The organism is Gilliamella sp. wkB108, from assembly GCF_001690195.1.
Classification (GTDB): domain Bacteria; phylum Pseudomonadota; class Gammaproteobacteria; order Enterobacterales; family Orbaceae; genus Gilliamella; species Gilliamella apicola_L.
In genome coordinates this window covers 18,627-30,059 of record NZ_LZGM01000019.1, presented here as the reverse complement: position 1 = coordinate 30,059, position 11,433 = coordinate 18,627, and the positions used below count along the sequence as shown (strand labels likewise).

10 protein-coding genes are annotated in these 11,433 nt (G+C 34.5%); 7 read left to right on the top strand and 3 right to left on the bottom strand.

From position 1 onward, the window contains the following. The first annotated feature begins 76 nt into the window (after positions 1 to 76). Positions 77 to 997, top strand: a complete 921-nt coding sequence (locus A9G11_RS02735; protein ID WP_065618005.1) for an FAD:protein FMN transferase — start codon at positions 77 to 79, stop codon at positions 995 to 997. Between the two features lie 46 nt (positions 998 to 1,043). On the opposite strand, the gene A9G11_RS02730 is transcribed toward A9G11_RS02735, so the two are convergent. After that, positions 1,044 to 1,967: a LysR family transcriptional regulator gene (locus A9G11_RS02730; RefSeq protein WP_065618004.1), complete on the bottom strand. Its 924-nt coding sequence runs from the start codon at positions 1,965 to 1,967 to the stop codon at positions 1,044 to 1,046. Between the two features lie 244 nt (positions 1,968 to 2,211). Between A9G11_RS02730 and A9G11_RS02725 the strand changes: the two genes are divergently transcribed. Genes A9G11_RS02725 through A9G11_RS02715 form a run of 3 tightly spaced genes read left to right on the top strand, consistent with a single transcriptional unit; the run spans position 2,212 to position 6,511 of the window. After that, complete coding sequence (locus A9G11_RS02725) at positions 2,212 to 2,835, top strand: NADPH-dependent FMN reductase (protein WP_065618003.1); 624 nt, start codon at positions 2,212 to 2,214, stop codon at positions 2,833 to 2,835. Then, positions 2,835 to 5,267, top strand: a complete 2,433-nt coding sequence (locus A9G11_RS02720) for a flavocytochrome c (protein ID WP_065618002.1) — start codon at positions 2,835 to 2,837, stop codon at positions 5,265 to 5,267. The genes A9G11_RS02725 and A9G11_RS02720 overlap by 1 nt, the downstream gene beginning before the upstream one ends. Positions 5,268 to 5,281: 14 nt before the next feature. Continuing rightward, entirely contained in the window at positions 5,282 to 6,511 is a 1,230-nt protein-coding gene (locus A9G11_RS02715) for an L-lactate MFS transporter (RefSeq protein ID WP_065618001.1), read from the top strand. 86 nt (positions 6,512 to 6,597) lie between these two features. Here A9G11_RS02715 and aroB read toward each other — a convergent pair whose 3' ends face one another. Continuing rightward, positions 6,598 to 7,677, bottom strand: a complete 1,080-nt coding sequence (aroB, locus tag A9G11_RS02710; protein ID WP_065618000.1) for a 3-dehydroquinate synthase — start codon at positions 7,675 to 7,677, stop codon at positions 6,598 to 6,600. A gap of 121 nt (positions 7,678 to 7,798) precedes the next feature. On the opposite strand from aroB, the gene A9G11_RS02705 reads away from it, so the two are divergent. Together A9G11_RS02705 and glnB are read left to right on the top strand one after the other, a co-directional pair. Next, the gene (locus A9G11_RS02705; protein WP_065617999.1) at positions 7,799 to 9,403 is read left to right on the top strand and encodes an NAD+ synthase; all 1,605 of its coding nucleotides are present in this window, start codon (positions 7,799 to 7,801) and stop codon (positions 9,401 to 9,403) included. Between the two features lie 23 nt (positions 9,404 to 9,426). Continuing rightward, on the top strand, positions 9,427 to 9,765 hold the full coding sequence (gene glnB / locus A9G11_RS02700; protein WP_065617998.1) for a nitrogen regulatory protein P-II: 339 nt from the start codon (positions 9,427 to 9,429) through the stop codon (positions 9,763 to 9,765). Here the strand turns inward: glnB and A9G11_RS02695 are convergent. Then, positions 9,754 to 10,260 (bottom strand): hypothetical protein, encoded by a 507-nt coding sequence (locus tag A9G11_RS02695; protein WP_065617997.1) that lies wholly within the window; start codon positions 10,258 to 10,260, stop codon positions 9,754 to 9,756. The two genes, glnB and A9G11_RS02695, sit on opposite strands and share 12 nt — an antisense overlap. 460 nt (positions 10,261 to 10,720) lie before the next feature. On the opposite strand from A9G11_RS02695, the gene A9G11_RS02690 reads away from it, so the two are divergent. Further along, a complete protein-coding gene (locus A9G11_RS02690) occupies positions 10,721 to 11,341 on the top strand; it encodes a TfoX/Sxy family protein (RefSeq protein ID WP_065617996.1) in 621 nt (206 codons plus the stop codon). Positions 11,342 to 11,433 lie beyond the last annotated feature (92 nt).

Sequence of the window (11,433 nt, the reverse complement as noted above, 5' to 3'; positions counted from 1 at the left end):
AGAATTTTTATTTATTACTAGTTTTTAGTGTTAGATAATTGTAATGTGTCATAAATTTTTTTTGGAACTAGGTGTCATGAATCAAGCTAAACGCACACTTAATCTAATGGGAACCACTATTCAAATATGGTTACAACATGATTATGCAGAATCCTTATTAGATCAAGCTCAACGGATGTTAATTGATTATGAACATCGTTTTAGTGCCAATAACCCCAACTCAGAGTTAATGCAGGTCAATCATCATGCTGGTGTTGCACCCGTACAACTTAAATCAGATCTATTTGAGTTAATTAAAATAGGTAAAATGCAAAGTTTAGTTGAACCTCGTTTTTTAAACATTGCAATCGGACCGCTTATTCAAGCTTGGCGGGTTGGATTTAGTGACGCAAGGTTTCCGACTGGTTCAGAGATTAAACAACTTTTAACGCTGATTAATCCAAATGATATTATTTTAGATGAAATTAAACAATCAGTTTTTTTGCAACATCATGGAATGGCAATAGATCTTGGCGCACTTGCCAAAGGCTATTTTGCAGATAAAATTATGCATTTTTTCAAACAAAATAATGCTAAAACAGCCTTTATTGATTTAGGCGGGAATGTCTTAACATTCGGTGATTCGCCTTTTCATGAAGATGGTTATTGGCGTGTGGGAATTCAAAACCCATTCCTTGCAAGAGGTAATACTGTGGCTGTGTTGAAAATTAAAAATCAATCAGTGGTTACCTCGGGGATTTACGAAAGAACATTCAATTATCACGGTAAAACTTATCATCATATTTTTGATAGTCATACGGGTTATCCTGTTGAAACGGATGTTGAAAGTATTACTATTGTGTCTAAATGCTCTATTGATGGTGAAATTTGGACAACTCAGTTGTATGGTATGAGTGCTATACATGTAGTGAATAGGATCAATAATATATCTGGTATTGAAGGCATAGTCATTACCGTTAATCAAGAATTTGCTTGTTCAAACGGTTTATCAATTTAACATGATGATATTTAGTTATCTTCACTAACTTATAAAGTGATTGTTTTTATCCGAAGGATGAAATAAAAAGATTGATAAGTTCCTTTTCGGCAAAACTTAACGTCTTATTTGCTGAGTAAGCAATAAAATAACTCAGTGAGATCAGCTCCAAAGGTAGGGGTAATAAATTATAATCCTCATCATTCGGTTTTTTACATATATTGACACTTTCAGGAATAAAAGTAACCCCAAGTCCTTTTTTTGCCAGTTCAACTAAAGTAAAAATATTGCTACTTTCAAGAATTATATTAGGTTTAATTTTATATTTTTGTATAAGGTATTCAATTTGTTGACGAATTGCAGAGCCATGTGAAGTTAAAATCAGCTTTTCTTTTAATAAGTTTTTCATAAAACTATGGTTACATTCCACCATTAAACGGTCTTTTTGGTAAAGTTTTGAACTTTCAGGAATAAGTGCATAATAACAATGTTTACCACAAATATGACTAACTAAATTTTGTGATATGGTTTCCGGATTCTGCCCAATAAAGAAGTCGAGAGTATTATTTTCAGTTTTTTCTTCACTATTTTTAGGAATAAACTCATGTAATTCAATCTTAATATTGGGATACTTCTGCATAAACTCAGGTAAAAACAGAGGTAATAAATAAGTACCTAAACTCGGTAAAACACCTATTTGAATAACAGTATAATTAGGATCTGTATATTTGTTGATTCTCTTTCTAAATTGTTCTTGTTTATCTACTAATGATGCCAGATATTGGTAATAAACTTTACCAGCTTCGGTTAATTGTAACGGTGTTGTTTGCCGATTAATAATCTCAATACCTAGTTCATTTTCTATTTTCTTGATAGTTTGTGTTAAGTAAGATTGCGAAATATAGAGATTCTGGGCTGCTTTGGTATAATTACCATGTTTAAGTAAAACATCAATATACTGCAACATAATAAGTGAATTAATTTTAGCCATTTTATTTATCTCTTCTCATCTTACTTGATTATAACAAATTACTTATAACCCTATAATTAATCAGCTATTTCACAAATATTTTTTTCTGTTCTAAACTAGTTTACATAAGTAAATACACAATAATCAATCTACAAAATGTAACTATAAAATATTCTATCATTTTGTGTGATTTGCTAAAGGATTTGTATTACAAAAAATTAGATATTAATTAAATTGTACCAAAAGTACTAAGTGAGGTTATAAAGTGAAATTCATTGGAATAGTTGGAACGAATTCAGATCGTTCTACTAATAGGAAATTACTCCATTTTATGCGAACGCATTTTGCAGATAAAGCAGAGATTGAAGTTTGCGAAATTAAGTCATTACCCGCATTTAATGAACCCAAAGATAAAACGCCACCATCATCAGTAAAAGCATTATCAGATAAAATAGAAGCGGCTGACGGTGTGATTTTTGCAACCCCAGAATACGATCACTCCATAACCGCGGCTTTAAAAAGTGCTATAGAATGGCTCTCTTATACTACCCGACCATTAATAAATAAATCCGTTATGATAGTTGGTGCTTCCCATGGTCTACTTGGTTCTTCAAGAGCGCAAGCTCACTTGCGACAAATCTTAGATGCGCCTGAATTAAAAGCAAGAATAATGCCTAGTTCAGAGTTTTTATTAGGACAATCCCTACAGGCTTTTGATGATAAAGATAATCTTATTTATCCAGATAAAGTCAAAGAGTTGGAAGAATGTTTTGATGAGTTCTTATTATTTGTGCAATTAACTAATGAGTTAGTTAAAACAGAAAAATTTAAAACTGAGCAAAATAAGAAATTTAGTTGGAAACAAGCAGCAGAAGAAGGGGTATCATAATGAAATTTATAGGGATTGTTGGAACAAATGCTCAAGAATCTTATAACCGTATGCTATTGCAGTTTATGCAAAAGCATTTTAGTAATAAAGCAGAAATTGAAATACTAGAATTGACTGATGTACCAATGTTTAATGAAACAGACGATCAGTCCAATAGTGCTGTTATTCAAAATTTCAATAATAAAATCATACAAGCTGATGGTGTAATTATCGCCACACCAGAACATAATCATTCTATTCCCTCTGCATTAAAAAGTATCATTGAATGGCTATCGTTTAATTTGCACCCCTTTGACGGTAAACCCGTTATGATTGTGGGTGCATCTTATGATGTACAAGGATCATCCAGAGCTCAATTACATTTACGACAAATACTTGATGCACCGGGTGTTAACGCGACAGTTATGCCTGGCTCTGAATTTTTATTAGGGCGAGCGCATGAAGCCTTTGACGATCAAGGTAATATTAAATCAGAACGTACAGTCGACTTTTTAGAGAGCTGTTTTTTACGCTTTTTACGTTTTACTAAAGTGGTTAGTTTACTTAATGAACCTGAAGAGGTCTTCTATGAACCTGGGAAGTATTGTGTTACTGCGCCGGGACATAATGGCGATTTACCGATGGTAGTCACATTATCAAGCGACCGCATAGAAGCCATTGATATTGATACTATGGGTGAATCAGAAGGTATTGCTGATGTTGTATTTAAGCGTATTCCGGCACAAATTCTTGAAGGGCAAACACTTAATGTTGATATATTATCAGGAGCTTCTGTAACCAGTAATGGTGTTATTGATGGTGTTGCTAAAGCAATAAAAATGGCTGGTGCTAACCCCGATGTATTAAGAAAAAGACCAAAAGCACCGAGTGCTGTTGATAATAGTGATGCACAATATATAACAGATATTGTGGTTGTCGGTGCTGGCGGTGCGGGTTTATCTGCGGCAGCAAGTGTATTACAGCAAGGTAAAAAAGTTATCGTAGTAGAGAAATTCCCAGCGGTTGGTGGCAATACGGTACGAACAGGTGGACCAATGAATGCGGCTAATCCTAAATGGCAAAATACCTTTGATGCAATTGCCGGTGAAAGTCATACCTTGGAGGAGATAGCTGCAATTGATGAAGCTATAATTGATCCAGAATATCTCGATGATTTCAGAATGTTAAAACAACAGATTACCAATTATTTATCTGAAAATGAAAATAAAACCGGTTATTTATTTGATTCTGCATTGCTTCACCGTATGCAAACTTATCTTGGTGGTAAAAGAACCGATCAACTTGGTAATATAATCTATGGTCAATATGATTTGGTCAAAATTCTAACGGATAAAGCATTAGAATCGGTTGAATGGCTTGAAGATATCGGTGTTGAATTTAACAAAGATGAAGTAACTATGCCTGTAGGTGCTTTATGGCGTCGCGGTCATAAACCGTTAAAAAGTGAAGGATATGCTTATGTGTCTGCGTTACAAAAATATGTTGAAGATCATGGTGGCACTATAATTACAGATACTGCGGTAAAAGAGTTAATTGTTGAAAACGGTCGCATCGTCGGGGTAATAGGTACTGGATTAAATGGCAAAAAAGTCACCGTGAAAGCAGAGGCTGTTATCTTAGCATCGGGTGGTTTTGGTGCAAATACTAAAATGTTAAAACAGTATAATACTTATTGGACAGAAATTGATGATGATATTAAAACGTCAAACTCACCAGCCATTACCGGCGATGGTATTATTTTAGGTCAAAGTGTAGGCGCAGATCTTGTTGGTATGGGCTTTTCACAAATGATGCCAGTCTCAGATCCAGAAACCGGCGCACTATTTAGTGGATTACAAGTTCCTCCACAAAATTTCATCATGGTCAATAAACAAGGTCGACGTTTTGTTAATGAGTATGGTAGTCGGGATAAATTAACACAAGCGGCAATTGACAATGGTGGATTGTTCTACTTAATTGCCGATGAAGCAATCAAAAAAACAGCCTATAACACTTCTCAAGAAAAAATCGATAAGCAAATTGCTGCCGGAACACTATTTTGTGCTGATACATTAGAAGAGTTAGCTGAAAAGTTAGGAATGGATGCAGAAATATTCAAACAGACTATCGCTAATTATAACGCTTATGTTGATGCTGGATACGATCCGGAATTTGGCAAGGATGTTTTTGATTTGAAGGTCGAAATAGCTCCGTTTTATGCAACACCAAGAAAACCAGCTGTACATCATACTATGGGTGGGCTAAGAATTGATACGCAAACTCATGTATTAGACAAATCAGGTAAAATCATTCCAGGCCTTTATGCAGCAGGTGAGGTTGCCGGTGGCATTCATGCAGGTAACCGACTTGGCGGTAATTCATTAACCGATATTTTTACTTTTGGTCGAATCGCTGGTAAAACCGCATTAAGTGATATAACAATAAAAATGTAAAGTGGAGTATTCACATGGAGAAAGGAAATAATAATGTTAATCGATGGGCTGTACTCATCGCATCAACGTCAATATTACTGTGTACCGGTGCAATTTATGCTTTTAGTGTCTTTGCTGGGCCGTTAAGTGTTACAAAAAGTTGGAACATGTCTGATGTCATGATGGCTTTTGCTATCAATGCTGCTATTGGACCCATTCCGATGATTTTAGGTGGTTTTTTAACTGACAAAGGATTAGCCAAATGGTCTAGTGTTATTGGCGGATTGATATTTGGTCTAGGCTTTTTCCTGACAGGATTTGTTACCAGTCCACTTATGCTTTATGTTACATATGGGTTATTAAGTGGTTTTGGACAAGGGCTTGCTTATTCAGGGTGTTTAAGTAATACCATTAAATTTTTCCCGGATAAACGTGGACTTGCTTCAGGCATTATCACTGCCGGTATGGGAGGAGCAACAATCATCGCTGCGCCGATTGGTAACTATTTGATTGAGCATTACGATGTCTTGTATTCATTTAAAGTACTCGGTGGCGCCTATATGGTCGTGGTAGTTATTGCTAGTTTGTTTATTAAAGTTGCGCCGGCTAATTATCAACCTGTAGGTTGGGTTCCTAGCGCAAATCAACAAGCTAAACCAATCGTCAATAAAAATTGGCAAAGTATGTTAAAAACTCCTTATTTTTACCTGATTTTTTTCATGTTAGGAACAGGGGCGTTTTCTGGATTAATGATCGCTTCTAATGCATCAGGTATTGGGCAGAAAATGTTTGGGTTAACCTCAGCCGTCGCTGCTTTTTATGTCAGTTTATATTCCTTAAGTAATTGTGCTGGACGAGTTGTATGGGGAACTGTTTCGGATAAACTTGGACGAAACAGAACATTAGATATCATTTTTACAGTTATTATCTTCGCATTTGTGTCGTTTTTATTTATCCCTTCACAAATTGGTTTTGCAATAGGAATAATAGCGCTAGGTTTATGTTTCGGCGGTGTTATGGGGGTATTCCCACCAATAGTCATGGAAAACTATGGTCCGGTAAATCAAGGTGTCAACTATGGTATCATTTTTGTTGGTTACTCTACTGCGGCTTTTTTTGCGCCAAAATTAACGGCAGATATTCTTGCTAATAATGGTGGTAGCTATACTAATGCGTTTTATGTTGCTATAGCAGTAGCCTTTATCGGATTGTTATTAAATATGATCTATAAATTAGTTAAACAACGACAAAGTAAAAATAATTAATTCGTCACCTAAAAATAAAGGAGTCTTTGTTGACTCCTTTATTTTTCCATAATCACAGATAGGCCATTTCGTATCATTATCACCATTTAAGTTAGTTTTATTGATTCAAATACCACGTTTTTATCTATTCCATCAAGTACTTGCACATGACCAATTTTTGTAGGTAACACTAGCCTTAGTTGTCCTGATAGCACTTTTTTATCGCGTAACATATGTGGAAGATAAGATTCAACTGACATCTGTGTTGGTCGCTTAACCGGAAGTTTTGCCCTAATCAATAAGTTTTTGATTCGTTCAATGTCATTAATGGTCAATTTACCAAGTAATTTAGCTGTGTGAGCTGCCATTAACATACCGACACTCACTGCTTCACCGTGTAACCAATTTCCATACCCTAGCTCTGCCTCAATAGCATGCCCAAACGTATGGCCAAGATTTAAAATTGCCCGCATATCTTGTTCTGTTTCATCGGCGGCAACCACTTGTGCTTTAAGTTCACAACAACGATAAATACAGTAACTAAGAGCATTAACCTCAAGATTGAGTAAATCCTCAATATGCGATTCTAGCCAATTAAAGAATGCTTCATCTAAAATAATACCGTATTTTATTACTTCAGCAAGTCCGGCAGAAAGTTCCCGTTGTGGTAAGGTTTTTAAGCAATTCAAATCAATTACCACCGATTGTGGTTGATAAAAAGCGCCAATCATATTTTTGCCTAAAGGATGGTTGATCGCAGTTTTACCACCTACAGAAGAATCCACTTGAGCAAGTAAGGTTGTGGGGACTTGAATGAATTTAATACCTCGTTGATATGCAGATGCGGCAAAACCTGCGACATCACCAATGACGCCTCCCCCTAGGGCAATTAAAATGGTATTTCTGGTATGATTATTGGCCAGTAATGCGGTTAAAATTATATTCCATGTCTCCATAGTTTTATATTTCTCACCATCAGGAACAATCACCGAATCTGTTTTAACACCATTATTTTCAAGCATATCAATTAAAGCTTGTAAATAGATTGGTGCAATGGTTTCATTAGTAACAATAAGTACCCGTTGACCTTGTTTAAGTTTAAAATGTTGAAATTCAGATAAAAGATTTTCACCAATAGCAATGGGATAACTGCGGTTTGCTAAAGCTACATTTAGAATTTTTTGCATAATCATTTCCAGACAGGTCAAAGCGAATTTTATTGTTGCATGTTAGCGAGAAAAAAGTAGCAGTGCAACTTAGAATCATTTAAACTTAACAGCAATTTTTATTTATAATGTTCAATTTAATATGTCTTTATCAATTGTTTTAGCACAAAAAAATTGGCGTGTAGGTGATATAGAAGGGAATACTCAACAAATAGTTGAACTAATTAAGCACCACTCCTCACATGATCTCATTATTTTCTCTGAACTTGCTATATGTGGTTATCCCCCAGAAGATTTGATTTATCGTTCTGATTTTAAACAGCGTTGTCAAAATGCCTTATCAGCTATTTCACAGGCTAGTTTACACTGTGCAGTTATTGTTGGTCATCCGCATTGGCAAAATGGGCAAATTTATAATGCGCTATCTTTTTTCTCGCAAGGTAAATTGCTTGCTTGTTATCACAAACAACAATTACCTAATTATGATGTGTTTGATGAAAAACGCTATTTTACCGCTGACACTCAAACTTGTGTGGTTGACTTTAAAGGGCAAAAAATTGGTTTATTAATTTGTGAAGACCTTTGGCAAAATAGTCCAATTGATGCTATTAAAACAGCACAGGCAGATTTTGTGATTGCCATTAATGCATCGCCATATGATTACGAAAAACAAAAGCACCGACAAGATCTGGTCAAATCACATGCGGGCCGAACTCGCTTACCTATTGTTTATGTCAATCAAGTAGGAGGACAAGATGAGTTGGTCTTTGATGGTGGCTCTTTTGTCTGTAATCAACATGGTGAGGTGATTTTTCAGTTAACACAGTTTGAAGAACAAGTAGCAGATTTTAATTTTGATGCTAATTGTCAAGCAATGGTTACTGATACAGATACGCATCATTTGGCTTCTATTTATGATGCCTTAGTGCTAGCTACCAAAGATTATATTACTAAAAATGGTTTTCATGGTGCAGTATTAGGACTTTCAGGTGGGATCGATTCGGCATTAACACTCGCTATTGCGGTAGACGCATTAGGTAAGGATAAAGTTCAAGCCGTGATGATGCCATTTCGTTATACAGCCGATATTAGTATTGCTGACGCCAAAGAGGAAGCCGAAATTTTAGGTGTTGAGTTTGATATAGTATCGATTGAACCGATGTTTGATGCATTTATGTCATCATTGGCACCACTATTTACCGGTACTCAAAAAGATACCACGGAAGAAAATCTACAAGCTCGTTGTCGCGGTGTTATCTTAATGGCGTTATCGAATAAACGACGGAGATTAGTATTAACAACGGGTAATAAGAGTGAAATGTCGGTTGGTTATGCGACACTTTACGGCGATATGGCTGGTGGTTTTGATGTCTTGAAAGATGTCCCTAAAACAATGGTATTTGAATTAGCAAAGTATCGCAATACGCGTTCTTATGTTATTCCGGAAAGAGTGATTACTCGTCCACCGTCAGCGGAACTTGCACCTGATCAGAAAGATGAAGATAGTTTGCCTCCTTACGATATTCTTGATGGCATATTAAAAGGTTATGTTGAGCAAGATCTTTCCGTTGAACAACTTATTGCACAAGGTTATGATGAGGCCACAATTAGGCGTGTAATTAAACTTGTAGATATTAATGAATATAAACGACGCCAATCGGCTGTAGGACCAAAAATTACCGCCCGAAATTTTGGTAAAGGCAGACGTTATCCAATCACTTCTGCTTTCGGTTACAAAAATTGGTGATCTCGAATTAAAGGAAAATAGATATGAAAAAAGTAGAAGCTATTATTAAACCATTTAAGCTTGATGATATTCGAGAGGCGCTTGCAGATCAAGGTATTACCGGTATGACTGTGACAGAGGTCAAAGGATTTGGACGTCAAAAAGGTCATACTGAACTGTATCGTGGCGCTGAATATATGGTGGATTTTTTACCGAAAGTAAAAATTGAACTTGTTGTATCGGATGATATTTTAGAAATGTGTATTGAAACAATTATGAAAACAGCACAGACAGGTAAAATTGGTGATGGTAAAATTTTCGTTTATAACGTTGAACAGGTTATTCGTATTCGTACGGGTGAAATGGATGAGTTAGCGATTTAGTTTAATTTGTTGAATATCAGGGCGTTCTTGTTTCAATAGTTCGGCACTTACCACTCCCTGAATCGAACAGATAAGAAGATTCATATTCGTTCCCTTTTCTATTAATAACAGTTTTTCTGTGGTTTCTGGAGCGGGAACGGTTTTGACACCAACGAAAGTACCAGTATTATTTTTCCAGACTTTGATATCATCGTTAATATGGCGAATCATCGGATTGGCTATATATAGCAAATTATCTTCCATGTCCTTCCACTCTAAAAAGTCTAATGTTGTTTTAATTTGGGTTATATCATTTTCGATGATAAATCCCCAAAAAAAGTATTTACCAATTCTGCCTAGATCCATTGCACTGTCATAGTAACCGACAACTTTTAGATTTTTATAGTTGAAAGATTTTTTGAAATAAACATAATTTTTTTCATTATCGGTACGATTTTCAACAGGAATATAGGCTTGATTTTTATTAAACACAGTTACATTAGCTAACTTTTGCAACTCTTCTTTATTTGCGTAGATCGAATTAAAAAAATCAGGGTTACAAGAAGTTAGAGATTCTACTATTGATCGATTATCGGCTAGAGCGAAAAAAGAACAAAATAGAAACAGCGAGCTAACAATGTTTTTTATCATATTTGTCGGAATAGTTAAGAATAGATTTTATTAAAATAATTTCGTTAGATTGTATAATTATTACAACTGAATAACAATGTTAAAACACGTTTTCTTTTTTATAAATCGTAAGAAAATTAAAGATTAAATAAGTAAAGTGATTAATTAGATAAAAAAGATAATTTATTTCATTAATCGTATTTAGGTTCATTTATGGAAGGCAGATCTCATAATTATTAATTTATTTAAAAAAGTAGTTTGAGGATTAAACAAATTACGCTAGTTTAAATTAAAAAAAGTAAGTTATTCATGTTAATCAATTAAATAAGTTAAATGGAAATAAATTATGAGTTCAAAATTTGCAAATCAAATATTAAAAGAATTTTCTGGCTTTGATGATATTTCAATTAAAACATTTTTTGGTGGATTCAGCATAAGTAGTAAGGCAACAATGTTTGGTTGGATAGGGAAATCAGATTTTTATTTAAGAGGGCATGCTTATTATCGTGAGCTTTTTATTGAATCGGGTATGCAACCATTAAGTTTACCTTCGGGTATTTCAACTAAATCACTGGACTATTATAAAGTGAGTGATGAATTATTTCGTGATCGGGAAAAATTACATTCAATAGTTAAAATGGTGATTGAATATGCTGAACTTGATTTAAGTGAAAAAAATAAATTAAAGGAACAGCGCATAAAAGAGTTACCCAATATGACATTATCATTAGAACGGTTGTTATTTAGTGTTGGTATTGTAAATATACCAACATTTGAGCAAGTAGGATATTTAGAGACTTATTACCGGATAAAGAATAAAAAAACGGGTATTTCAATTAATATTTTGTTTATTTTATATGCTTCACTACATCGGCGACATGTTGCTTCATTAGCTAAATCAAAGAAAGATGAAATTGAGTTGGAGTATCAATCTTTTTTGAAGCAACAGATCGCTAAAAATTCATAGTTAGTAATGATTAAACTATGAATCTTAAAGATAAAGTCACTAACAATAACGATTAACTAAAAATTGATAGTTGTAAAACATAATTAAATTTT